The sequence below is a fragment of the Sodalis sp. RH14 genome (assembly GCF_047324285.1).
Taxonomy (GTDB): Bacteria; Pseudomonadota; Gammaproteobacteria; order Enterobacterales; family Enterobacteriaceae; genus Acerihabitans.
In genome coordinates this window covers 5,529,093-5,554,240 of the sequence record NZ_CP178739.1, presented here as the reverse complement: position 1 = coordinate 5,554,240, position 25,148 = coordinate 5,529,093, and the positions used below count along the sequence as shown (strand labels likewise).

20 protein-coding genes are annotated in these 25,148 nt (G+C 56.2%); 7 read left to right on the top strand and 13 right to left on the bottom strand.

Annotated elements, in window-relative coordinates:
- Window positions 1–5 precede the first annotated feature (5 nt).
- From bcsA to ACL2XQ_RS25275, 3 genes are read right to left on the bottom strand one after another with little or no spacing between them, the layout of a single operon-like run.
- On the bottom strand, window positions 6–2,105 hold the full coding sequence (bcsA, locus tag ACL2XQ_RS25285; RefSeq protein WP_410013023.1) for a UDP-forming cellulose synthase catalytic subunit: 2,100 nt from the start codon (window positions 2,103–2,105) through the stop codon (window positions 6–8).
- 17 nt (window positions 2,106–2,122) lie between these two features.
- Window positions 2,123–2,926 carry a cellulose biosynthesis protein BcsQ gene (bcsQ, locus tag ACL2XQ_RS25280; RefSeq protein ID WP_410013024.1) on the bottom strand — a complete coding sequence of 268 codons (804 nt, stop codon included), beginning with the start codon at window positions 2,924–2,926 and terminating at the stop codon, window positions 2,123–2,125.
- Window positions 2,917–3,759: a hypothetical protein gene (locus ACL2XQ_RS25275; RefSeq protein WP_413731647.1), complete on the bottom strand. Its 843-nt coding sequence runs from the start codon at window positions 3,757–3,759 to the stop codon at window positions 2,917–2,919. The genes bcsQ and ACL2XQ_RS25275 overlap by 10 nt, the downstream gene beginning before the upstream one ends.
- An 805-nt stretch (window positions 3,760–4,564) precedes the next feature.
- On the opposite strand from ACL2XQ_RS25275, the gene hmsP reads away from it, so the two are divergent.
- From hmsP to ACL2XQ_RS25260, 3 genes are all read left to right on the top strand, one after another.
- Complete coding sequence (gene hmsP / locus ACL2XQ_RS25270) at window positions 4,565–6,571, top strand: biofilm formation regulator HmsP (protein ID WP_410013026.1); 2,007 nt, start codon at window positions 4,565–4,567, stop codon at window positions 6,569–6,571.
- Window positions 6,572–6,791: 220 nt separating this feature from the next.
- Entirely contained in the window at window positions 6,792–8,066 is a 1,275-nt protein-coding gene (locus tag ACL2XQ_RS25265) for a dicarboxylate/amino acid:cation symporter (RefSeq protein WP_410013027.1), read from the top strand.
- 273 nt (window positions 8,067–8,339) lie between these two features.
- A complete protein-coding gene (locus ACL2XQ_RS25260) occupies window positions 8,340–9,824 on the top strand; it encodes a M16 family metallopeptidase (RefSeq protein ID WP_413721672.1) in 1,485 nt (494 codons plus the stop codon).
- A 95-nt stretch (window positions 9,825–9,919) separates the two neighbouring features.
- Here the strand turns inward: ACL2XQ_RS25260 and ACL2XQ_RS25255 are convergent, their stop codons facing one another.
- Window positions 9,920–10,861, bottom strand: a complete 942-nt coding sequence (locus tag ACL2XQ_RS25255) for a sugar kinase (protein WP_413739821.1) — start codon at window positions 10,859–10,861, stop codon at window positions 9,920–9,922.
- Window positions 10,862–11,113: 252 nt separating this feature from the next.
- Between ACL2XQ_RS25255 and ACL2XQ_RS25250 the strand changes: the two genes are divergently transcribed.
- From ACL2XQ_RS25250 to ACL2XQ_RS25240, 3 genes are all read left to right on the top strand, one after another.
- Window positions 11,114–13,567 carry an AsmA family protein gene (locus ACL2XQ_RS25250; RefSeq protein ID WP_413731649.1) on the top strand — a complete coding sequence of 818 codons (2,454 nt, stop codon included), beginning with the start codon at window positions 11,114–11,116 and terminating at the stop codon, window positions 13,565–13,567.
- A 243-nt stretch (window positions 13,568–13,810) separates the two neighbouring features.
- On the top strand, window positions 13,811–14,044 hold the full coding sequence (locus ACL2XQ_RS25245) for a hypothetical protein (RefSeq protein WP_413739820.1): 234 nt from the start codon (window positions 13,811–13,813) through the stop codon (window positions 14,042–14,044).
- 224 nt (window positions 14,045–14,268) lie between these two features.
- Complete coding sequence (locus tag ACL2XQ_RS25240; protein ID WP_413740493.1) at window positions 14,269–15,477, top strand: IS256 family transposase; 1,209 nt, start codon at window positions 14,269–14,271, stop codon at window positions 15,475–15,477.
- Window positions 15,478–15,796: 319 nt separating this feature from the next.
- On the opposite strand, the gene livF is transcribed toward ACL2XQ_RS25240, so the two are convergent.
- The 5 genes from livF to ACL2XQ_RS25215 form a co-directional block, all read right to left on the bottom strand.
- On the bottom strand, window positions 15,797–16,516 hold the full coding sequence (gene livF, locus ACL2XQ_RS25235; protein ID WP_410013079.1) for a high-affinity branched-chain amino acid ABC transporter ATP-binding protein LivF: 720 nt from the start codon (window positions 16,514–16,516) through the stop codon (window positions 15,797–15,799).
- Window positions 16,516–17,295, bottom strand: coding sequence for a high-affinity branched-chain amino acid ABC transporter ATP-binding protein LivG (gene livG / locus ACL2XQ_RS25230; RefSeq protein WP_410013078.1), 780 nt, complete (start codon window positions 17,293–17,295; stop codon window positions 16,516–16,518). Before livG ends, livF begins: the two co-directional genes overlap by 1 nt.
- The gene (locus ACL2XQ_RS25225; protein WP_410013077.1) at window positions 17,292–18,563 is read right to left on the bottom strand and encodes a high-affinity branched-chain amino acid ABC transporter permease LivM; all 1,272 of its coding nucleotides are present in this window, start codon (window positions 18,561–18,563) and stop codon (window positions 17,292–17,294) included. The genes livG and ACL2XQ_RS25225 overlap by 4 nt, the downstream gene beginning before the upstream one ends.
- Window positions 18,560–19,486 carry a high-affinity branched-chain amino acid ABC transporter permease LivH gene (gene livH / locus ACL2XQ_RS25220; RefSeq protein WP_331120756.1) on the bottom strand — a complete coding sequence of 309 codons (927 nt, stop codon included), beginning with the start codon at window positions 19,484–19,486 and terminating at the stop codon, window positions 18,560–18,562. The genes ACL2XQ_RS25225 and livH overlap by 4 nt, the downstream gene beginning before the upstream one ends.
- 81 nt (window positions 19,487–19,567) lie before the next feature.
- The gene (locus ACL2XQ_RS25215) at window positions 19,568–20,677 is read right to left on the bottom strand and encodes a branched-chain amino acid ABC transporter substrate-binding protein (protein ID WP_410013076.1); all 1,110 of its coding nucleotides are present in this window, start codon (window positions 20,675–20,677) and stop codon (window positions 19,568–19,570) included.
- Between the two features lie 399 nt (window positions 20,678–21,076).
- On the opposite strand from ACL2XQ_RS25215, the gene panM reads away from it, so the two are divergent.
- Window positions 21,077–21,478, top strand: coding sequence for an aspartate 1-decarboxylase autocleavage activator PanM (panM, locus tag ACL2XQ_RS25210; RefSeq protein WP_410013075.1), 402 nt, complete (start codon window positions 21,077–21,079; stop codon window positions 21,476–21,478).
- An 84-nt stretch (window positions 21,479–21,562) separates the two neighbouring features.
- Here panM and ACL2XQ_RS25205 read toward each other — a convergent pair whose 3' ends face one another.
- The 4 genes from ACL2XQ_RS25205 to ftsE form a co-directional block, all read right to left on the bottom strand.
- On the bottom strand, window positions 21,563–22,066 hold the full coding sequence (locus ACL2XQ_RS25205; protein ID WP_413727530.1) for a hypothetical protein: 504 nt from the start codon (window positions 22,064–22,066) through the stop codon (window positions 21,563–21,565).
- 357 nt (window positions 22,067–22,423) lie between these two features.
- The gene (rpoH, locus tag ACL2XQ_RS25200) at window positions 22,424–23,281 is read right to left on the bottom strand and encodes an RNA polymerase sigma factor RpoH (protein ID WP_410013073.1); all 858 of its coding nucleotides are present in this window, start codon (window positions 23,279–23,281) and stop codon (window positions 22,424–22,426) included.
- A 212-nt stretch (window positions 23,282–23,493) separates the two neighbouring features.
- A complete protein-coding gene (gene ftsX / locus ACL2XQ_RS25195; RefSeq protein ID WP_410013072.1) occupies window positions 23,494–24,480 on the bottom strand; it encodes a permease-like cell division protein FtsX in 987 nt (328 codons plus the stop codon).
- Window positions 24,470–25,138 carry a cell division ATP-binding protein FtsE gene (gene ftsE / locus ACL2XQ_RS25190; RefSeq protein ID WP_410013071.1) on the bottom strand — a complete coding sequence of 223 codons (669 nt, stop codon included), beginning with the start codon at window positions 25,136–25,138 and terminating at the stop codon, window positions 24,470–24,472. The genes ftsX and ftsE overlap by 11 nt, the downstream gene beginning before the upstream one ends.
- Between the last annotated feature and the right edge of the window lie 10 nt (window positions 25,139–25,148).

Sequence of the window (25,148 nt, the reverse complement as noted above, 5' to 3'; positions counted from 1 at the left end):
TGAGCTTAGGTCGCTTCGCCAGGTCCTGCGGACTTGGCATTCTTTCTTTTTTGGCCGCGCTCTTTCCAGGTGTTGTAAAAGAGCTCGAAGACGCAGCGGACAATGCTGGCAAATGAGTGCAGCGGCCGATCTTTCGGATAGGGCGGCACAATCCAGGCATCCGCGCGTGCCAGCACCACGCGCACCAGCTCACGTCGTTTTTCCAGCGGCATCGCTTCGAACATCAGGCGAATAACGCTGGCGTCGGCACCAATCAGGCTTACCGGGATACAGACCGCGCCGGACTGCAGCCGCAGTTCCACTTCCTCGATGCGATCGGTTTGATAGCGGTCGTCGGGGGTCACCAGCTTCATCCCGCCCATGGAGAGGTCCAGGGTTTCGGTGCGCACCGAAATACCGCTGGCGTAGTGGATAATGGCCGGGATGCTGACATCGATACGGATGGTCTTGCGGATCTGGCGCGTTTCCTTGGCCACCGCAATCGCCGCCAGCAAAATGATGACGCTCAGGGACGCCCAGACGATATTGAGCAAAATCACCCGGGGATCGACGTTAAAATAGTCATGCATGACCGCGCGCACCACCCCGGCGGCAATACCCATGCCCAGAAGCACCGCCACGATCAGATGGGGTTTGACGATATGGAAATCAAAGAAGCCGACATCCAGTAACCCGCCTTTATCGGTGACGTTAAACTTACCGTGCCGGGGGGAAATCAGGGTCAGCAGGGTGGGGATAATCAAATGGAACGCCATGGTCGTTTCGTAAATTTCACCCCAGAAGGTATAGCGGAAACGCCCGTTCATGCGGGAATTGATATAGATGGCCAGGAACAAATGCGGCAAAACATAGGCAAATATGGCGCTGGCGGAAGAGGCGATAATATTTTGGTTAAACAATAAATACGCCAGCGGCGCGGTCAGGAACGCCACGCGCGGCAGGCCGTATTGGAAATGCAGCATGGCGTTGAGATAACACAAACGCTGTTGCCACTTGAGGCCGCGGCCGAATAACGGATTGTCCAGACGAAAAATCTGGGTCATGCCCCGCGCCCAGCGGGTACGCTGGATAACATGCAGCCCCAGGCGCTCGGTGGCAAGACCCGCCGCCAGCGGAATGGACAGAAAGGCGGAGTTCCAGCCCAGCCGCTGCAGCTTCAGCGCGGTATGGGCGTCCTCGGTGACGGTTTCCACCGCGAATCCGCCGATTTCTTCCAGCGCGCTGCGCCGGATCACCGCACAGGACCCGCAAAAAAAGGTGGCGTTCCAGTTATCGTTGCCTTGCTGCACCGGCCCGTAGAACAGCGCGCCTTCGTTGGGGATATCGCGCGCCGCCGACAGGTTGCGCTCGAACGGATCGGGAGAATAGAAGTGGTGGGGCGTTTGGATCAGCGCCAGGCGATCGTCAATCAAAAAGCTGCCCACGGTGGCCTGCAGGAAGCCACGGGTGGCGACATGATCGCAGTCGAATACGCAGATAAACTCGCCTTTGGTCACGGTCATCGCATGGTTAAGGTTGCCGGCCTTGGCATGCTTATTATCGTTACGGGTGATATAACCCACCCCGGCATCGGCGGCAAACACCGCGAATTCATTGCGTTTACCGTCGTCCAGGATATAAATTTTCATCTTGTCGCGCGGGTAGTCGATACACTGCGCCGCAAGGACAGTATCACGCACCACGTCCAGGCTCTCGTTATAGGACGGGACGTAGACATCCACCGTCGGCCAGGTGGCCGGGTCGTCCGGCATAGGTTCAATTTTGCGCTTTAACGGCCAAGTGGTTTGCAGGTAACCCAGCACCAGGATAACCCAGGCATACATTTCGGCAATAAACAGGCCGATCCCCAATACCGCTTCAATCACCGAATTAAAGTGCAGCGTTTCGGTGGCGCGCCAATAGATATAGCGGGTGGACATCAAAAAAGACATCACTATCATGATGACGCTGATTAAATGGCTTTTACTTACGCCCAGCAGCAACATCAGTCCGATACTGAACAGGCCGAAGATGTATTGTTTGTCGCTGTCCATCGGCGTGATGATGATAAGCACGGCAACAGGCAGTAACAGTAAAAGCAGTATAGAAAATAGAAACTTATTCATGCCTGTTCCTGTGCTTATTATTTGATGCCGTGATTAGGCATGGCATAAAACTCGCCATCGCCCACTTTCACGCCGACAATGGCGGCGACTTTTTTGCTGATGAGTTCTATATCGAACGCGGCGGCGGACACCGGGCTGAATTCAATGATTGAACGCTGCGACGCGTTGGCTTCGGGTACGCACTCATCGCGGTGTATGGTGCCTAATAACCGGTCGCCCAGACGCTGTTCAAAAAACTGCGATACGTCGCGGCTTAAGTTGCGGCGCATATCGCTTTGATTAACCACATAATATTCCCCAAGGCGGTTATTCATCGGCGCGCCGAGGAATTTGTGGTTTTCCATTTGCGGTAATAAGGAAAGCGAGGCGGTATCCGCCAGCATGACCACAATGTGCATATCCGCGAAGGGTTGCACGGCTTTTAACGCCGCCACCGGGCCGGGAGGAAAATCGGCGATGACCACCAGGCCGGGGTAATTTAATACCGTGTTTAATCCGCGCAGCAGGAAATGCGGATCGCGGCTGATGGCGTTTTCAAACGCCAGACGCTGTTCTTCCTCCACCTCGCCATAGGGCAGGACAAACAGATTGGCGTCGGCTTTCAGGATAAACTGACTCCAGTCCACGGCGGTGGTGGCCTGTGCCACGTAGCCGCGGGTATCGGAAATCGGTACGCCGAAATGCAGCCGCAGCGCGTTTTGCACATCGAAATCGATAACCAGCACCTTGCTGCCGCTGCGGGCCAGGGCGTAGGCAAGATTGGCGCTGACGGTTGTTTTACCCACGCCGCCCTTCGGCGAACAGACACAGACTAACGGCATAACGCAATATTCTCTAAAAGAAGTGAAAGGGGCGTATCCCGACCCGACGGCATTGCCGATGACTGGGATTTCCGGTTAAACAGACCATTAAAGCGCATGGTACCGGCGGCATTGGCCGGCGCCCGGACCGATGACGCCGCCGTAGAAGACGTCCGGGCGGGTTGGTCATGCCGCGCTGCGTCAAAGAGCGATGCCGCGGCGGGGCGGCCGTGTTGCCCGGCGTCGAAAAGCGATGCCGCGGCGGGGCGGCCGTGTTGCCCGGCGTCGAAAGGCGATGCCGCGGCGGGGCGGCCATGTTGCCCGGCGTCGAAGGGCGATGCCGCGGCGGGTTCCTGTGACCGCGTGGGCACGGCGGCGGGCGGAGCGGCAAATTCCTGCTGTATGGCGTTAAGAAACGCGGCGCCCGCGGGCGCATTGCCGTCCTGGGGCGTGGCGACGGGCGCCACGGGGCCTATCGCCGGCAGCGCCTTGCCGACCGCGCTCATCAGGGGGGAAGCAAAAGACTCCGCCGCTGTTGAGGCCTGCGGCTGATAGTGGGCGTTTATGGCGCCAATGTCCCGATTAATATTTCCGCCCGCGCGCGGCTGCTGGGCCGCCAGCGGTTGCCCCAGCGGCGATGCGCTGAATTCTTTATCCGAGACGGGAGCGGGGGTGGGCTGTGTGGGGCGCCCCTGCTCCAGGGGATGAAAAGGTTCATCGGCCGTGGCCACTTGTTTTATAATCGCCCAGTTATGCGCGGTAATATTAGGATTGCTTTCAGCGATTTCTTTATAATCAATGCCTTCCATATTGAGTTTTTCTTTAAACCGCTTAATATCATCGTAATTATTCATTCCTACCTCACCGGATAAATTTGCGCGACCACTCTGCGGACCGCATTATCTTATGAACAAGACGGCGCCCGCGGGTTATGTTAGGGATGGTAATGGGCCTCGAGCCTGGCACAATGAAATGAATGAGAAGGTCCTCAAGACAAACTAATACAAGTTTCAATTTTTTACAAAGTTAAATCAAATGAAACACATTGAGCTGCGGTAAAATTATAGTCCCGTCTTGAGTGCCGAAGCAGTGAAAATGTAAATCTTCAACGCCGGCATGGGGCGGCTATGAATAAAAGCGATAGCCTGGGAAATGCCATTATCCTCTGCTCATGCTATCCCATTCGTGATGCCTGCGAAAAATTATAAAGAAAACGTAATGTCTTGTTAAAATAATGGCATTTCAAACTGCAACAAAACTGATGTAAGGCGCTGATTGCATTTTACACAGCTGTTGTTCTTCACGCCAGCGCCGCAACGTCAGGGATGCGCGGGGATTAATGCCCTATCTACCCCACCGGCGCGCGCCAGGACCGCCATGAATCAGAATATTCCTAGGTAAAACGTCGTCATTATAACCGAGTGTCGCCGATAAGCGTTAAAGAGACGAAATGCCTGTTTTAAAAAATAAAACCCGGCGTGAGATAGTATATATTAGTATGCACAAAATCGCTCTGCGGCCCGCCCGGCAACTTTTGCTGCCCGAATCGCGAAAATATGCGCTGTCCTTCGTCATGGCCGGGGCCGGGGTGAGCCGGGTAACCGTCCGCCGGGTTAGGGAGCGTAACGGGTCGAGCTGAAAAACGCCTTGGAGAACAGTTTGCGGATCAGACGTTCATTAACGATTAAACAAATGGCTACGGTGTCAGGCGTGGCGCTGGTGACTATTTGCATTTTCATTGTGATCCAGCTGTTCCATTTTGTGCAGCAGCGCCGTGAGGATTACGCCCAGCAGCTGCAAAATATAGCCATGTCGGTGCGTCAGCCTTTATCCAGCGCGGTATTAAAGGGAGACGTGCCGCAGGCCGAGCGGATTCTCGCCACCCTGAAGCCGGTGGGCATCCTGAGCCGGGCGGATGTGGTGCTGCCGGATGATTTCCAGGTGCTGCACGCGGATTTTCCGCCGGAGCGGCCGGTGCCGGCGCTGATAGAGCGCCTGTTCCGGCTGCCGGTGGAAATCTCGGTGCCGCTGTACGCGCTTCCGCGGCCTTCGCATCCACGGGCCCTGGCGTCGCTGGTATTGCAAGCCGACTCCTACCGGTTGTACCAGTTTATCGCCAGCGCGTTTTCCACCATGATGTCCACCTATCTCCTGCTGGCGCTGGTGCTGACGATTGCGATCACCTGGTGTATTAACCGCCTGATGGTCCATCCCCTGCGTGAAATCGCCCGCAGTCTGGAAACGCTGCCGGCGCAGGACATTCCCCGCCACCAGCTTTCGCTGCCGGATATGCACCGCGACGACGAGCTTGGCGTGCTGGTGCGCAGCTATAATCGCAACCAGCAGATACTGGCCGGCATGTTCGACGATCTTAACCGGCTGTCGACCCGCCATGCCGAGACCGCGCTGCCGAATAAAAACCTGTTTACCGCCATGCTGGATTCGCGCATGGCCCTGTGCCGGGATATGCAGCAATATTGCCTGCTGGTCATCAGTATCAGCACGCTACAGGAAGCCACCGGCATTCTTACCGAGGCGCAACGGGGCATCCTGCTGATGACGCTGACCCGGCAGCTTAAGCGGCACCTTAACGATCATCGTTTTCTCGGCCAGCTCAATCACAATGAATTCGCGTTGTTCGATCACGGAATCCAGAACGCTTACGAAGGAATGCAACTGGCGCAGGGCATCATGAAAAGCATTAATGCCCCCCTGGCCATCGGCAGCCTGTCGCTGCGTCCCGCCGCCAGCATCGGCATTGCCCTGAGGCTGCGCAACGACGAGTCCGCGCATCAACTGCTGCGGCGCGCCACGTCCGCCATGATGCTGGCCCATGACAACGGCAAAAACCAGATCTTATTCTTCGAGCCCAAGCTCACCGCCATGGTTCACCGGCGCATGACGCTGGAAAGCACCATCCTGGAAGGCATAGAGCAGGAACGCTGCGCACTGTTCTTCCAGCCGCAGGTGGATATTCGCGACCGGCGGCTGATTGGCGCGGAGGTCTTGCTGCGCTGGCGCCAGGATGACGGCAGTTACTCGCTGCCGTCGGATTTCATCAGCGGCGCCGAAGAAATCGGCGCGATGGTGCCGCTGGGCAACTGGGTCTTAGAAGCCTCCTGCCGCATTCTGGCGCAATGGCGTAAACGCGGTATCCATCTCCAGCTGGCGGTGAACCTCTCGGCCAAACAACTGCAGGAATCCAATCTGGTGCCGTTTCTCAAAGTGCTGCTGGCCCGCTACGAGATCGCGCCCGCACAACTGGTGCTGGAAATCACCGAGACCGCGCGCATTACTGAATTCGAGCACTCCCTCGGCCTGCTGCGGCAAATGCGCGAGCTGGGGATTTTGATTGCGCTGGATGACTTCGGCATGGGCTACTCCAGCCTTTATTATCTGGACCGGTTGCGCAACCTGCCCATTGATTTGCTGAAAATCGACCGGAGTTTTATCGAAAAACTGCCGGAGGATTTGGTGATGCTGCGTATTGTCAGCGCCATTGCCGAGGTGCTGTCGCTGCCGGTTATCGCTGAAGGCGTGGAAACCCAGGCGCAGCTGCAATGCCTGCTGGATCATAACATCAGCTGGGGACAGGGCTACCTGTTTTCCGAGCCTCTGCCCCAGGAGGATTTCGAGCAGCGTTTCCTGCATCTCGCCGCCGTTTGATCGCCGGTGCGGCCGTGTGCCGCTTCCCATGGCCGGTTACTATAGTTTCTAAAGTCCAACTGAAGCGTTTCAATTCTAATTTCTCTCCGTTGCCTGCCGACAACCCCCGCGCGGTGGTGTATTGGTATTTCGAGATATGTAATTCATTATCAAATCATTAATATCCTTGCTACATATTCAACCCACTTAAACGCGTATAACTAATGAATAAGGTTGGCGTATGACATTCAACCCGTTTAAAAGCCTTTATCTTCAGGTCCTGGTGGCCATTGCGGCAGGGATCCTGCTCGGGCATTTCTATCCGGAACTGGGCGCGGACATGAAACCTCTGGGCGATGGTTTTGTTAAATTGATCAAGATGATCATTGCACCGGTTATCTTTTGTACCGTGGTCACCGGTATCGCGGGCATGGAAAGCCTGAAAGAGGTGGGCCGCACCGGGGCGGTGGCGCTGCTGTATTTTGAGATCGTCAGCACCATAGCGCTGATTATCGGCCTGATTATCGTTAACGTGGTGCAACCGGGCGCCGGCATGAATATCGATCCGGCCACCCTGGATGCCAAGGCGGTGGCTATCTATGCGCAGCAGGCCGAGCAGCAGGGACTGGTGGCGTTTCTGATGGATATCATCCCGGCGAGCGTAATCGGCGCTTTCGCCAGCGGCAATATCCTGCAGGTGCTTCTGTTCGCGGTGTTGTTCGGTTTCGCCCTCCACCGCCTGGGCGAAAAGGGCCAGGTGATTTTTAACGTTATCGACAGCTTCGCCAAGGTGATTTTCGGCATTATCAATATGATCATGCGCCTGGCGCCGATTGGCGCATTCGGGGCCATGGCCTTTACCATCGGCAAGTATGGCCTGGGGTCGCTGATACAGCTGGGGCAGCTTATCGCCTGTTTCTATCTGACCTGCATCCTGTTCGTGGTGGTGGTGCTGGGGCTGATTGCGCGGGTCACCGGCTTTAATATCTTCCGTTTTATCAACTATATCAAAGAAGAACTGCTGATTGTGCTCGGCACCTCTTCTTCCGAGTCGGCGCTGCCGCGCATGCTTGATAAAATGGAGCGCGCCGGCTGCGAAAAATCGGTGGTGGGCCTGGTGATCCCCACCGGCTATTCCTTTAACCTCGACGGCACGTCCATCTACCTGACCATGGCGGCGGTGTTTATCGCCCAGGCCACCAATAGCCATATGGACATCATCCATCAGGTGACCCTGCTGGTGGTATTGCTGCTGTCAAGCAAGGGGGCGGCGGGCGTCACCGGCAGCGGCTTTATCGTCCTGGCCGCGACCCTGTCGGCGGTCGGGCACCTGCCGGTGGCCGGGCTGGCGCTTATCCTCGGCATTGACCGGTTTATGTCCGAGGCCCGCGCGCTGACCAACCTGGTGGGCAATGGCGTCGCCACTATCGTCGTGGCCAAGTGGTGTGATCAACTGGATGAAAAACAGCTGAACGCGGTGCTTAAACCCACGAAAACGGCCGCCTCCGGAACCTGATCATTTCCTGCTGTTTTTGCCCCCCTTTTACCGGCCGATGCATGGCGATACGGCCGGTAATGCCCTGTTACGCCTATTTTTATCTCGTTTATACCCCAGGCGGTACTATTTTATGCCGTGCCGTGACATCCGCAAAGGTCTGCGGTCTAACAACATGGTACACTTTGCGCCACGCTTTTTTCCGACGGAAAAAGTACTAATCGATGGAACGCACGGTAAACCGTCTGAGTGAGATTACATATTTTAATAGGCAGTTATTGAGTAGGGGTTCACATGCAGGGCACCGGAATTCGTCTTTTCATGAGTGGAGTGTTACTGGCGACGGTGGGTGGCAATGTTCAGGCAGAAGCATTACAACCCGATCCCGCCTGGCAACAGGGTAAACTCAGTAATGGCTTCTCCTGGCAAGTGTTGGCAACACCGCAACGGCCGAACGATCGTATTGAATTACGCTTAATGGTGAATACCGGTTCGCTGGCTGAAAACGCGCAGCAGACCGGTTTTGCGCGCCTGCTTCCGCGCCTGGCGTTGACACACAGTGAAAACTTTTCCTCCGCGCAGCTGAAATCACTCTGGCAACAGGGCGTGGACCGCGAACGTCCGCAGCCTCCGGCCGTCATCTCCTACGATTACACGCTTTACAGCCTGAGCCTGCCCAACGGCCGCCCCGAGCTGTTGAAAGAGGCGCTGAAATGGATGATGAACACCGGCGGCCATTTAACCATTAATCCCACCACGCTGCATGCCGCCCTGGAAGGGGCCGATCCGGTGGCGACCGCCCCCGCCAATGCCGGCAGCCCCTGGTGGCATTACCGCCTTAAAGGATCGGTCTTGCTGGCCCACGATCCGAGCCGGCAGGCGGCCGCGCCGGTGAGCGGCCAGCAGTTGCAGCAATTCTATCAGCGCTGGTATACGCCGGACGCCATGACGCTGTATGTGGTGGGCAACGTCGACAATCGCGGGCTGAACGAGCAGATCGTCAAAACGTTCTCATCGCTGAAGGGCAAGCGTGATACGCCTTCCACGCTGCCGGCGCTGTCGCCGCTGGTGGCGCAGCCGGTCAGCCTGATGAGCGAGGACGCCAAAGAAGATAGCCTGAAGCTGGTATGGGATACTCCCTGGCAGCCTATCCGCGATTCGCGCTCCCTGGATCGCTACTGGCGCAGCGATCTGGCCCGCGAGGCGCTGTTCTGGCATGTCCAGCAGGCCATGCAAGACAGCAACCTGAAGCAGACCAACCTGCGTTTCGATTGTAACGTGCATTACCAGCGCTCCCAGTGCGCCGTGCATATGGACACCGCCATGGACAACCTGGCGGCCGCGTTGACCTTCGTTTCCCATGAGCTGGCGAACCTGCGCAATAACGGCCTGAGCAAGGCGGAGTTCGACGCGCTTATGGCGCGCAAGACCGGCGAGCTGGGCACGCTGTTCGCCACTTACGCCCGTACCGATACCGACATATTAATGAGCCAGCGTCTGCGTTCACAGCAAAATGACGTGGTGGATATCGCGCCGGAGCAGTACCAGAAGCTGCGCAACGCGTTTTTGTCTAAGCTGACGCTGCAGATGCTTAATGAAGAGTTGCGCTCGCAGCTATCGCAAAACGCCACGCTGGTGCTGATGCAGCCCAAGGGCGAGCCGGAAATGAATATGAAGGCGCTGCAGGAAACCTACGAGCATATCATGGCGCCGGGACCGCAGCCGGCAGCCGTCGATGAGAGCAAACCGGAAGTCACGGATATCCCGCCGCCGTCTTGATGCGGGCTGGGCGGGGCTGGTTTCAACGCAATAACGGCGGGCATGATGGCGGCGATAGCCAGGAAAGGGCATTCGCCGCCTCACGCATCATGGGCTTATGCAGGTATTGCGGGCATTGCGTCGCGTGGAATGATGGCGCCGCGATATTGGATCACCGTGCTGGCGGTCAGGTGGCCGCATTTGGCCGCAGAGACCGCATCGCCGCCGGTCAGGCGCACCGCCAGATAGCCGGCGCTGAACGAGTCGCCCGCGGCGGTGGTATCGACCACCTTGTCCTTCGGCAGTTTGATCGCCGGCACGTCCAGCAGTTCCCCTTCCCGGGTCGTTACCAGACAGGACTCGGCGCCGCGTTTGATGACAATTTCCTGCACGCCCCAGCCGCGGGTGCGCTTAATGACCTCGTCCACCGGCTGTTTGCCCCACAGCATATCTTCATCGTCCAGGGTCAGGAAGGCGATATCGGTGTGGGTGAGGATATCCCGATATGCGCTTTGGGTTTCTTCCCTGCTCGCCCACAGGCGCGGACGATAGTTATTGTCAAAGATGACCTTGCCGCCGTTATCCCGGCAGGTTTTCAGCAGCGCCAGCAGGCGCCGGCGGCTTTCGGCGCTGAGGATGGCGATGCTGATGCCGCTCAAATAAAGATAATCAAAACCCGCCAGCTCCCGGCAGATACGCTCTGAATCCGCGCTTTCCAGCCAGTAGCGCGCGGCGGCTTCATTACGCCAGTAATAGAAGGTGCGCTCGCCGGTGGCGTCGGTCTCGATATAATATAAGCCCGGCAAACGGTTATCCAGGCGCTGGATAAGATCGGTTTTCACCCCTTCCTGCCGCCATGCGCCGATCATGTCTTCACTGAAGGTGTCGGTGCCGAGCGCGGTGACGTAATGTACGTCCAACTCGCCCGATGTGACCAGCCGCGCAATATACACCGAGGTATTGAGCGTATCGCCGCCAAACCCGCGTTTAACATCGGTGCCTTTTTCGGACAGTTCAATCATGCATTCGCCGATAACGGCAATGTTTTTGGTTGTCATTTACTGCGAGCCTGTATGAATAAAGTGAATAGAAAGGGGTTAACGCACTTAGTCTCACTAGATTGGTCGCCGCCGTCAATAGCACTGAAACGTTGTTTTAATTTTTCATGACTTAGATCGCGCCCTGCGGGGGCCCTTGTTCAGGGATAATCACTATTTTCAGTAACAAATTCAATCATTATCCTGCCTCAGGTCCGAAATCCTCAACTATGATTAATGACATAAGGCCGTTTAATGAGGAATGTTATCACCATGACCCGGACGAAAAAGGCGATCTTAGGCATTGTATTATTCTTAGTGGTGGTATTGATTGCCATCGTTATTTTTATCGCCACCTACGATCTGAATCGCCTGAAGCCCACGATCAATGAAAAGGTTACCGCCGAGCTGCACCGGCCCTTCGCCATTAACGGCGACCTGGGCGTACAGTGGTCGCGCCAGCGGGACGAGGCGGGATGGCGGGCATGGATCCCCTGGCCGCATCTGCATGCGGAAGACGTGGTACTCGGCAACCCGCCCGACGTGCCCGGCGATTATACCGCCCGGCTGAAACGGGTGGAGGCCAGTCTGTCGCCGCTGGCGTTGCTGCATAAGGAGATCTACCTCCCGCGCATTACTCTTTTCAGCCCCGACGCCGCGTTAAAGCGTTTGGCCAACGGTAAGAACAACTGGACCTTTAACCTGGCCAACAGCGATCAGCCGCAGCAGGACACGCCGCCTTCCGCCTGGTCATTCAAGGTGGACGATATTGCCTTTGACCAGGGGAAAATTGACTTTCTCGACCCGATAACCAAGGCCGACATTCATATGACGGTCAATCCGCTGGGCAAGCCTATCCCTTACGCGGAGCTGGCCGGCGCCAGCACCAAGGATAATACCACCCGGGGCGACGCCTCCAGCGCGGGCGGCGACAAAACGGCCAAGGCCGATGATACCTCGGCCAAATCTGGCGGCGATGATAAAACGGCCAAGGCCGATACCGCCGCCAAGTCCAGTGGTGATGAAAAAACGGCCAAGGCCGATACCGCGGCCAAGTCCAGTGGTGATGATAAAACGGCCAAGGCCGATACCGCGGCCAAGTCCAGTGGTGATGAAAAAACGGCCAAGGCCGATACCGCGGCCAAGTCCAGTGGTGATGAAAAAACGGCCAAGGCCGATACCGCGGCCAAGTCCAGTGGTGATGAAAAAACGGCCAAGGCCGATACCGCGGCCAAGTCCGGCGGCGATGAAAAAACGGCCAAGGACGATACCGCCGTCAATCCGGATGGCAGCGGCGCGGCGCGGCGTACCGACGACTATATCTTCGGCTGGAAGGTGACGGGGAAATATAACAACGAGCCCCTGAGCGGCGACGGTAAAATCGGCGGTATGCTGGCGCTGCGCAGCGCCAGCCGGCCCTTCCCTTTGCAGGCGGACGTGCGCTCCGGCGCGACCCGGGTCGCTATCCAGGGGACGCTGGAAGATCCGATGAACCTGGGCGGCCTGGATTTGCGGCTGCGGCTGGCGGGCGATAACCTGGGGGATCTGCATGCCCTGACCGGTGTCGTATTGCCGGATTCACCGCCGTATTCAACGGACGGGCACCTGATTGCCCATTTCCAGGGCAAGGAGGCCGGGCATTATCGCTATGAGAAATTTAACGGCAAAATCGGCTCAAGCGATATCCACGGCACGCTGGAGTTCGTGCAGGGTAAACCGCGACCTTCCCTGACCGGGGAAGTGGTGTCGAATGAACTGCGCTTTGCCGATTTGGGGCCGCTTATCGGCGCGGATTCCGGCACGGAAAGCGGTAAGCAGAAAGCCAAAACCCAGTCGGTACAGCCGGCGGATAAGGTGCTGCCCTACGATAAATTCGATACCGCCAAGTGGGATACCATGGACGCGGATGTGAAATTCACCGGCAAGCGCATCGAACACGGCAAAAACCTGCCAATCAGCGATCTTTATACCCACGTTAAGCTAGATGACGGCGTGCTGCTGCTTGACCCGCTGCGTTTTGGCATGGCGCGCGGCAACCTGAATTCCACCATTAAGCTTGAGGGCAACAAGACGCCGATGCGGGGCCGGGCGGATTTGCACGCGCGCGGACTGCAGCTTAAGGCGTTGTTCCCCGACGTGGAAGCCATGCGCAGCAGCATGGGGCAGTTGAACGGCGATGCGCAGTTTACCGGCACCGGTAATTCCGTGGCCGCGCTGTTGGGCAGCGCCAATGGCGATGTGCGTATTCTGATGAACGACGGCGTTATCAGCCGTAATCTGATGGAAATCGCCGGCCTGAACGTGGGTAACTATGTGGTCGGCAAACTGTTTGGCGACGAACAGGTGAAGATTAACTGCGCGGCGGCGGACCTGGGGGTGCGTAACGGGTTGGCTACGCCGCGCTTGTTTGTGTTTGATACAGAGAATGCGGTCATCAATATTGCCGGCACGACTAATTTTTCCAGCGAACGGCTGGATTTATCCATCAATCCGGACAGTAAAGGGATGCGTATCGTGACATTGCGCTCGCCGTTGTATGTGCGCGGCACCTTTAAGAACCCGGACGCCGGGGTAAAACCCGGCCCGCTGATTGCGCGCGGGGCGGCGGCGGTGGCGCTTGGCGCGGTTCTGGCGCCGGCGGCGGCGCTGCTGGCGTTGATTTCGCCCAGCGGTGGTGAAGAGAATCAGTGCGGTCCGATTTTGCAGGAAATGAAAAACAAAAAATAACAGGGCGGCACGCTCTCCCTTTAATATGCCGAGTGGAGATTTTGCGATCGCGGTCCTGACGCGTGATGGGGCTGATGCGGTCCGGCAATATTGGCCGCCCCGGGAAGTAAATGTCGCGCTGTTTATGTCGCCTCGTTAGGGGCTTCGTTTGCGGCTGGCGGGGCGATTTATGTCGCCGCGGTGTGAGTTTCGCTTGTCGTGTGCGGGGCGATTTATGTCGCCGTGGCGAAGGTTTCGCTTGTCGTGTGCGGGGCGATTTATGTCGCCGTGGCGGAGGTTTCGCTTGTCGTGTGCGGGGCGATTTATGTCGCCGTGGCGGAGGTTTCGCTTGTCGTGTGCGGGGCGATTTATGTCGCCATGGCGGAGGTTTCGCTTGTCGTGTGCGGGGCGATTTATGTCGCCGTGGTGGAGGTTTCGCTTGTCGTGTGCGGAGCGATTTATGTCGCCATGGCGAAGGTTTCGCTTGCCATGCGTTAGGCTGTTTTATGTCGTGCCGGGTGCCGGCAAGCGACAAAGAGGCCGTAGCGCGACGGCCTCCTTGACCTCCGCGCGCCCGGCAGGTCGCGCGTCGCTGCGGAGCCTGTACATAAGATTGTGTAATCGCCTGATTTTGATATGTTCAATCCATCGAGCCTGTACATAAGATTGTGTAATCGCCTGATTTTGATATGTTCAATCCATCATTAGAATTAGGTGAATTTATGGACGAAAAATTGCTACAGGCTCTCGCAACTGAGCTGGCTAAAAGTCTCAAAACCCCTGAGGATCTGAGCCAATTTGATCGGTTTTTAAAAAAATTAAGTGTTGAGGCTGCCCTTAAAGCTGAACTGACTCACCATTTGGGTTATGAGAAAAATCAGCTCAAATCGGGTTCCAACGCCCGTAACGGTTATTCCTCTAAAACGGTTACCACAGGTGATGGCCCGCTAGAGCTGAGGACACCTCGTGATCGCGAAGGGACCTTCGAGCCCCAACTAGTGAAGAAAAATCAGACCCGTATTACCGGAATGGATGACCAGATCCTGGCGCTTTATGCCAAAGGCATGACCACCCGTGAGATATCGGCGATGTTTAAGGAAATGTACGATGCGGATGTCTCACCAGCACTGATATCGAAAGTCACTGAGGCGGTTCTGGAGCAGGTCACTGAATGGCAGAATCGCCCACTCGATACGCTCTATCCCATCATTTACCTGGACTGCATCGTGGTAAAAGTTCGCCACGACGGTCGCGTCATCAATAAATCCGTGTATCTGGCGTTGGGAATTAACATTGAAGGCCAAAAGGAACTGCTGGGCATGTGGATGGCAGAGAACGAAGGCGCGAAGTTCTGGCTAAACGTGTTGACCGAGCTTAAAAACCGGGGATTACAGGATATTTTTATCGCCTGCGTCGATGGCCTGAAAGGCTTTCCTGACGCTATTAATACGGTCTACCCGAGGACCTGCATTCAGCTTTGTATCGTACACATGGTGCGTAACAGCCTGCGCTTTGTCTCCTGGAAAGACGCCAGGGCCGTCATGCGAGACTTGAAGGCAGTGTACCAGGCACCGACGGAGGAAGCGGGACAGCGGGCGCTGGAGACGTTCGCCAGCGTATGGAACTCCCGTTATCCGCAAGTAAGCCGGAGCTGGCAGGCTAACTGGACTAACCTTGCGACATTCTTCGCCTATCCGGAAGACATTCGCAAAGCGATCTACACCACAAACGCCATCGAGTCGCTAAACAGCGTGATCCGACACGCTATTAAAAAACGCAAGGTATTCCCGTCAGACGAATCGGTAAAAAAAGTGGTGTGGCTGGCCATCCAGGCGGCGTCAAAAAAATGGTCGATGCCGGTGAGGGAGTGGAAGATGGCATTGAATCGTTTTAGTATAGAATTTGGAGATCGTTTAAGTGGTCATTTATAAAAAGGCGTTTACACAGATTCCTAAACAGGCTCGAACGCATGGCAAGCGAAGCCCTCGCCGCGGCAACATAAACCTCACCCGCAAGTGTCAGCGAAACCCCAGCCGCGGCAACATAAACCTCCCCGCAAGCATCAGCCAAACCCTCGCCGCGGCAACATAAACCTCCCCGCAAGCGTCAGCCAAACCCTCACCGCGGTAACATAAATCTCCCCGCAAGCATCAGGCCAAACCCTCGCCGCGGCAACATAAACCTCCCCGCAAGCGTCAACCAAACCCTTGCCGCAAGCATCAGCCAAACCCCCGCCGCGGCAACATAACCTCACCCGCCCAGATAAGCGCTGCGCACCGCCTCGTTCGCCAGCAACGCCTCGCCGCTATCCTCCAGCACCACATGGCCGTTTTCCAACACATAGCCGCGGTCAGCCAGTTTCAGCGCCTGGTTCGCATTCTGCTCCACCAGGAAAATAGTCATCCCCTCCTGACGCAACTGCTCGATGGTATCGAATATCTGCTGGATAATAATCGGCGCCAGTCCCAGCGAAGGCTCATCCAGCAGCAGCAATCGCGGCTGGCTCATCAACGCCCGCCCAATGGCCAGCATCTGCTGCTCGCCCCCGGACATGGTGCCCGCGCGCTGCACACGACGCTCATACAAACGCGGGAAAAGCTCGAACACCCGCTTAATCCGCTGCTGATACTGCGGACGGTCGGCAAAGAACCCCCCCATCGCCAGGTTCTCTTCCACCGTCATCCGCGAAAACACCCGCCGCCCTTCCGGCACGATGGCAATCGAGGCACGCATGATCCGCGCCGTTGGCCAATCGGTAATATCGCCGCCCTCAAACATAATCCGGCCCTTGGAGGCGCGCGGATCACCACACAGCGTACCCAACAACGTGGTTTTGCCGGCGCCGTTGGCGCCGATAAGCGTCACGATCTCGCCCGGATTAATATGCAGGCTCACCTCATGCAACGCCTGGATTTTACCGTAATGCGCCGACACCCGGTGCAATGACAGCATAGCGGTATCCTGAGTCATCAGGCCTCTCCCAAATAGGCCCGAATCACGTCCGGGTTACTGCGAATCTCGGCGGGCGTACCCTTTGCCAACGGCATGCCCTGGTTAACCACATAAATGCGATCGGAAATACCCATCACCAACTTCATATCATGCTCAATCAATAACACCGATACATTATGCTGTGACCGCAGTTCGGCAATCAGCAGGTTCAGCTCGGCGGTCTCGTTCGGGTTCAGGCCGGCGGCCGGCTCATCAAGCATCAGCAGCGACGGGCGCGTCACCATGCACCGGGCAATCTCCAGCCGGCGCTGCTGGCCATAGGCCAGGTTACCCGCCTGACGGTTAGCCAACTCCAGTAAACCCACGCGGTCAAGCCAGGCGCCGGCATAATCCTGCGCCTCGGCTTCCGCCTGGCGGAAGGCGCGGGTTTTCAGCAAGCCGGCAAATACGCCGCTTTTAAGATGCTGATGCTGCGCCACCAGCAGGTTTTCGATTACCGTCATTTCCCGGAATAAGCGCACATGCTGGAAGGTTCGCACCACCCCCATACGGGCGATAGTTTGGCCCGGAAGCCCTTCCAGATGCTGATCGCGCAGCATGATAGTGCCGCCGGTGGGACGATAAAACCCGGTCAGGCAGTTAAACACCGTCGTTTTACCGGCGCCGTTGGGGCCGATCAGCGACACGATTTCGCCGGGGAATAATTCCAGTTCAACCTGGTTAACCGCCAGCAGACCGCCAAAACGCATGGTCAACGCCTTAACGGATAACAGGGGCTGCAATGCCGTGGACGTCATGCCTGCGCTCCTTTACCGGTCTTCATTTTCATCTGCGGACGTTTCATCGGCAACAGGCCCTGCGGTCGCCAGATCATCATCAGCACCATCAACGCGCCCAGCAGCAGCATGCTGTACTGGTTCAGGTCGCGCATCAGCTCGCGGGACACCACCAGCAGGATGGCCGCCAGGATCACCGCGAACTGCGACCCCATACCGCCCAACACCACAATGGCCAGCACAAAGGCGGATTCGACGAAGGTAAACGACTCCGGGCTGACAAAACCCTGGCGCGCGGCAAACAGCGTCCCGGCAAAACCGGCGAACGCCGCGCTGATGGTAAAGGCGGTCAGTTTGATACGGGTCGGGCTCAGGCCCAGCGAACGACAGGCGATTTCATCCTCGCGCAGCGCCTCCCAGGCCCGGCCCAGCGGCATGCGCAGCAGACGGTTTATCACAAACAAGGTTAAAATCACCAACAGCAGCGCCACCATATATAAAAAGATAATCCGGTCGCTGGGGTCGTAGGTCAGGCCAAAAAAGTTATGGAAGGTGTCCCAACCGCCGTCGCGCGGGCTGCGGTTAAACTCCAGGCCAAAAAAGGTGGGTTTCGGGATCTGGCTGATCCCGTTCGGCCCGCCGGTTATCTCGGTATTGTTAAGCAGCAGGATGCGGACAATCTCGCCAAATCCCAGGGTAACGATGGCCAGATAATCGCCGCGCAGGCGCAGCACAGGAAAACCCAGCAACAGGCCAAAACCGGCGGCGACCAGCCCCGCCAGGGGCAGGCTTTCCCAAAAACCCAGGCCGCAGTAATGATTCAGCAACGCGTAGGTATAGGCGCCGATGGCATAGAATCCGCCATAGCCCAGTACCAGCAGGCCGGATAATCCCACCACCACGTTCAACCCCAGGCCCAGCATCACATAGATAAGCGTCAGGGTGGCGATATCCACCGTGCCGCGCGATACCAGGAACGGCCAGGCGATGGCGGCCAGGATCATCACCAGCGCGAGCCATTTCTGGCGCGGCGTGGAGCCGTCAAAGCTCGGCAATACCCAGGACGGCCCGCTGATTTTTTTCAGGCTATGCTGGAAAACCGGCCGCAATAGCTGGAACACGAACACCACCGCGCAGCCGGCACCGATCCAATACCAGCGTACCGCACCGGCGTTATGCACCACCAGGTGGGTACCGTCCAGGCTCAGGCGCATACCCATCATAAAGGCGGCCAGCACCAGCAGCATAAACGCGCAGAACAGCGCGTTTAATAAATGGTTGATCTTCATACCTTCTCAACCTCCGGACGGCCCAGGATGCCGGTGGGCAGCACCAGCAACACCACGATAAGCAACGCAAACGAGACCACGTCTTTATATTCGCTGCTCAGGTAGGCCGAGGTCAGCGCCTCTGCTACCCCCAGGATCAACCCGCCTAGCATCGCGCCGGGAATGCTGCCGATACCGCCCAGCACCGCGGCGGTAAACGCCTTCATGCCGGCCATGAAGCCGATATAGGGGTTGATGACGCCATAAAACTGGCCCAGCAGCACGCCGGCCACCGCCGCCATCGCCGCGCCAATCACAAAGGTCAGTGAAATAACCCGGTCGGTGCTGATGCCGAGCAGGCTGGCCATTTTCAAATCTTCCGCGCAGGCGCGACAGGCGCGGCCCATGCGTGAATAACGAATAAACAACGTCAGGGCCAGCATGGCGACAAAGGTCACCGCCCAGATGGTAAATTGCATGGTGCTGATGCTGGTGACAAAACCATTGCTTTCGCCCAGCACCCATTGGCCGCTGGCCAGGCTCGGCAGCGCCAAATCCCGCGAACCCTGCGTCAGGCTAACGTAGTTTTGCAGGAAAATAGACATGCCGATGGCGGAAATCAGGGCAATCAGGCGCTTGGAGGAGCGTACCGGCTTATAGGCCACCCGTTCTATGCTCCAGCCGTAGGCGCTGGAAATCACGATGGCGGCGATAAACCCGGCGCCGATCAGCAGCCAGCCGGCGTCGATGCCCATCATCATCAGCGCGGCAATAACAATAAAGGAGACATAACTGCCGATCATATAGACTTCGCCGTGGGCGAAGTTAATCATGCCGATAATGCCGTAAACCATGGTGTAGCCAATGGCAATCAATGCATAGGTGCTGCCCAACGTCAGGCCGTTGAACAACTGCTGCATAAAATAAAGGAACTGCTCGGACATACCTTAACCTTCGAAGCCGCTCCCGGTGACGCGAGGCCAACGGGAGCGGCGATATTTTTTTAACCAGGGAGGAACGGCAGATTATTTAATCGGTGTGGAAGTACCGTCTGCGTGCCATGTAAATACGCCGAACTCAAATCCTTTCAGATCGCCCTTCTCATCCCAGCTCAATGGACCCATAACGGTTTCCACGGTCCTGGCTTTCAGGTCCTTGACGATATCGGCCGGTTCCATGCCGGCGCTTTCCATACCGGCCGCCAGGGACTGTACCGCCGCATAGGTAGTCCAGACGAACGGACCGGTGGGATCGAGCTTTTTCGCCTTCAGCGCGGCGACTATCGGCTGGTTGGACGGTACCTGATCATAACGCTTCGGCAGGGTCACCAGCATGCCTTCGGAGGCGGCGCCGGCGATGTTGGATAACGAGGAATTGCCTACCCCTTCCGGCCCCATGAATTTGGTGGTCAGTCCGGCCTGTTTAGCCTGGCGCAGGATTTGCCCCATTTCCGGGTAATACCCGCCGAAATAAACGAAATCAACGTTCTCTTTCTTCAGGCGCGCCACCAGGGTTGAGAAATCCTTATCACCGGCGGTGATCCCTTCGAACAGCACCACGTTGCCGCCATTTTTCTTCAGGCTGTCCTGTACCGAACGCGCCAGACCCTCGCCGTACTGCTGTTTGTCGTGAACCACGGCGATGCGTTTAGGTTTGACCGCGTCAAGGATGTATTTCGCGGCGGTCGGCCCCTGATCGGAGTCCAGGCCGGTGGTACGCATAATCATCTTATAGCCGCGCGTGGTCAGGTCGGCATTGGTGGCCGCCGGGGTGATCATGATGACGCCCTCGTCTTCATAGATATCGGACGCCGGCTGGGTGGAGGAGGAGCAAAGATGGCCGATGACATACTTTATGCCATCGTTGATGACTTTATTGGCCACCGCCACCGCCTGCTTTGGATCGCAGGCGTCATCATATTCGACGCCCACCAGTTTGTTGCCCTTTACCCCGCCCTTGGCGTTAATATCGGCAATGGCCTGGCGCGCCCCGGTAAATTCCATGTCGCCATATTGGGCAACCGGACCGGACATTGCGCCGACCACGGCGACCTTGATATCTTGTGCCCAGACGGAATGGCTCATTGCCATGGCCATACAGCCGGCCAGCAAAGCGTTGCCTTTGTTGAATTTCATCCACTGTTCTCCGTTTTGTTGTGTTTGCTGCCTGTTTTTTGGCCGGTTTTTCACCGCTATTTGGTATTTTTATTATATGTAATAATGCTTTAGCCTACAGATTGCGAAGTTTCTCTAATAAGCTTTATTTTTCATATTATTAAACAGAAATATTATGCTGTAAATCAACTTATACTTTCAGAAATAACCTGCATGGACAGCACAAAATAATGATATTATTATCGGTATTTTCATCATCTTCTAGCGGGTCGTGCTAGGTTAGGCTATTCAAGGAGATCGTTTACCCGGAATTATTGTGATGGGCATCACTTATTGCTATTTTAATCATCGCAAGATTTAGACAATCTTTTGTCAACAAATTCGCTACATTATTTTTTTATGTCTTAAGTGATTACACGTATGAAATTGACTATTGAGCAGTTATCCCGTTTTACCCCGCAGGATATGATTGATTTGGCGAAAATTTGGCCAAATACCGATATCGCGTTGCTCAACGCCCGCCTTTCCGGCTCGCACGCGGTGTTCGCCGCCCGTTTTAACGACAGGTTATTAGGCGCGGTGCAGGTGATCATTGATAACGAATGGAACGAAGGCCGCCTGGTGGCGCCGCAGGTGCGCGCGGTAACCCGCCGCCGCGGCGTAGGGCTCTATCTTATGACGGAAGTGCAGCGGCTGCTGCCGGAAATCAATCATTGGTGGCTAGGCAATAACCAATACTTCGAAGACCTGGCGGTGATGGCGCAGTTTATGGATGCCTGCGGTTTTTGCCAGGAGCCGGACGGCTGGCACAAACGCCGTTGATTCCAGCCGGCTTCCGGGAATGCATTAGGGCGGGTAAAGCGGCAGCATGATCACATACCACTATGGCTATTTATATTATTCCGCTCACTTTAATATGAATTTCTTACTTTCATTTAATGAGCCGGTATCAATAGCTGAGTCAACAGGATTAGGCATGGATGGCTTAGCGATATCTTTCTTGTTGCGTATCGGGCCGCGATAGGTACCTTGGAACCGGCTGGGAAAAACCGGGAGTCTTTCTTTACCAACGGCTTGCTGCCGGCTCTCTTGCGGATAAGCGGCTATTTCAGGCGAAGTGCAGACAGACAGGTTTATTTGGTTATGCACCATAGCCCGGGGCGGATAAACATATCCCGGCGTATAACATCCCATATAGACGGGATAAACGGGGAGATAGATGGCCGTTGGCATTGGATAATGGCCCATGGGGTGATGACACTGATTCAGTGCTGTGCAACCGGGCGCGTTTCCGGCGTTGCGTAGTCTTCCGGCCAGTATCGTATTATGTGCGACCATGCTGTCGGCAGGTGGGGGCGTAAATGCGATCACTCCATTGTCAGTGGGAATATTCCCATTAACCTTTTCCATATTATCTCCTGTTACTATTTTATTTCTCTATAGCAGAATATTATAAGCGGATTATGTATAACTTTACCCGTTAAGTTTATCGACTTCAATAGGGATGATAAAGGCAGGCTTGTTCAATAATAAAATAACGATGACTACATCAATCAGAAAATTGTTATTCCCTGCCTATTTTTAGTAAAAATAATATTCATCATTAAGTACAAAAAAATATTCCATTACATTCATAATTTATTGCAGAGTTATTTAACTAAATAAATATTTAATACGGCACTTATTGATGAGCGGGCGGGAGTTGAAAATGAGAACGGCCGGTATATATACCGGCCGTTTGGAATTATGATTTGATTGAAAAACCCGTCAGGATTCTATCGCCAGACGCATCTTTTTCATGGCGTTTTTTTCCAGCTGGCGCACGCGTTCCGCCGAGACGCCATATTTATCCGCCAGCTCCTGCAGCGTGGATTTGTTGTCATCGTCAAGCCAGCGCGCGCGGATGATGTGCTGGCTGCGTTCATCCAACCCTTCCAGCGCCACGCTGAGCTTATCCGCCGCATGATCGTCCCAGTTATCCTCCTCGATACCGTCGGCAAAGTCGGAGGACTTGTCCTGCAGGTACAGCATGGGGGACATCGCTTGCCCGTCACGGGCTTCTTCATCCGGCGTTGGATCGAAGGTCATATCCTGCGCCGCCATGCGCGATTCCATTTCCCGCACGTCCTTGCTGGTCACGCCCAGGGTTTTGGCCACCATCTCCACTTCGTCCTGGTTAAACCACCCCAGGCGCTGCTTGCTCTTGCGCAGGTTGAAGAACAGCTTGCGTTGCGCCTTGGTGGTGGCCACCTTCACGATGCGCCAATTGCGCAATACATATTCGTGGATTTCGGCCTTGATCCAATGGACGGCAAAGGAAACCAGGCGCACCCCGACTTCGGGGTTAAAGCGGCGGACCGCCTTCATCAGCCCGATGTTGCCTTCCTGGATCAGGTCGGCCTGCGGCAGGCCGTAGCCGGAATAATTACGCGCAATATGAACGACAAAGCGCAGGTGTGACAGGATTAGCCGCTTGGCCGCCTCCAGGTCGCCCTGATAATGCAGCTGTTCAGCCAATGACCGCTCTTCCTCCGCTGTAAGCATAGGATAGGCGTTGGCTGCCCGGATATAGGCTTCCAGACTGCCTTGGGGAATCAGGGCTAAAGCTTGCATATCTTTAATCATTCAAGTCCTCTCGTAATATGTTCTGATGCTGCTGCCTTATGGCGCGCCCGGTTGATGGGCCTCATTAATCAGCTAGCCATTAATGAGACCGGGGATGAACACCTTAGTTCATTGCCATTTTTAGCTCACAGCGATTTTAGTTCATAACCATTATCTACGGGGATCAGCTCGTGCGGTCGCAACATCCGATGCCCTATTATAACAAAAAAACGTTATTGGGGTGTAAAATGACGTAAATGTTGCACCGTCGCCATCCAGGCGGCCACCCAGCCTATCATGGCGGAAATCAGCAGCAGCAGCAGCGTCTCTTCCCAGTCCAGTCCGTGCAGCGCAAAGGAGGTGCCGAATACCGCGGCGACCTTCGCCACCACCGACTCCAGCCGCCAGACCAGTGTTTCCGAAAGGATCAGCGACAAAATCGCGCCCCCCAGGCCCAGCAGCGCGCCGCCGTTAAGAAACGGCCGCAGGATAAAGCCGTCGGTGGCGCCCAGCAGCTTCATTACATTAATGGTTTCGCGGCGGCTGAAAATACTCAGCCTGATGCTGTTGCCGATAACCAGGAACACCGCGATAATCATCAGCAGACCAATGGTGGCGGCAACCTGCCCCACCAGCCCGGTTAACGCCGCCAGGCGAGCAAACCAGCTGTCGTCCATGCGGACTTCATCCACTCCCGGCACCGCCGCGACCCGGTCGCGCAGGGTCTTGAGGGTGTCGGCGCTCTGAAAATCCAGCTTAGGCGTAATAATGGCCACCGCGGGCAACGGATTTTCCTCCAGCATATCAAGCGCGCCGCCGAAGCCCGACCAGTTACGGAATTCCCCCATCGCCTCCTCGCGGGACAGATAGTTGACCTTTTCCACGCCGGCTTCCTGCTTAAGCCTTCCCAGCACCTTAAGCGCCGCGTCGTCGTCCAGGGCCTTGTCCAGGTAGACGGTCAACTGCGGCGCGGGATACCATTGCTCCGCCGCCTGGCTGACATTTTTCCATACCAGATAACATACGCTGGGCAAGGTCAACGAAATGGCAATTACCGCAATAGTTAATAAGGTCGCCAGGGGCTGCAGGCGCAAATCCGCCAGCGCGCTTTTCCAGGCATAGCCCCATTGCTCGCGCCAGCCGCTTTGCAGCGCCTTACTTTTGTTTTTTAACGGCTTGGCGCTGCGCGCGCCCTTGGGCCGGTTAAGCTTATTCACCATCCTGGCCCCCGTCTAACCTGCCCTGGCTAAGGGACATGATGCGATAGCGCCGCCGGGCAATCAGGCTCAGGTCATGGGTGGCCATCAATACCGTCACGCCGGCCCGGTTAAATTCCTCAAACAAGCGTAAAATCTCCTCCGACAAGGCGTCATCCAGATTACCGGTAGGCTCGTCCGCCAGCAGCACCGCGGGTTTATTCACCACCGCCCGGGCAATGCCGACCCGCTGCTGTTCGCCGCCCGACAGCTGGATGGGGAAATTACGCGCCTTATCCAGCAGGCCGACCTTGTCCAGGGCCGCCGAAACGCGACGCCTGATATCCTCGACGCTGGCGCCGGCGATAATCAGCGGCATCGCCACATTGTCATAGACGGTGCGATCGAGCAGCAAATGATGATCCTGAAAGATCATGCCGATCTGGCGGCGTAAAAAGGGCACCTCGCCATTTTTCAGGCGACTGATGTCGTGGCCGCCGAAAAATATATGACCCGCGCTAGGCCGTTCAATACCGCATATCAGTTTCAGCAGGGTACTTTTCCCCGCGCCTGAATGGCCGGTCAGAAAGGCCATCTCGGCGGGACGAAGATGAAAATTGACGCTTTGCAGCGCCTGTCGTCCGCCAAGATACGCTTTGCTGACCTGTTCAAAGCGAATCATCCTAATTAAT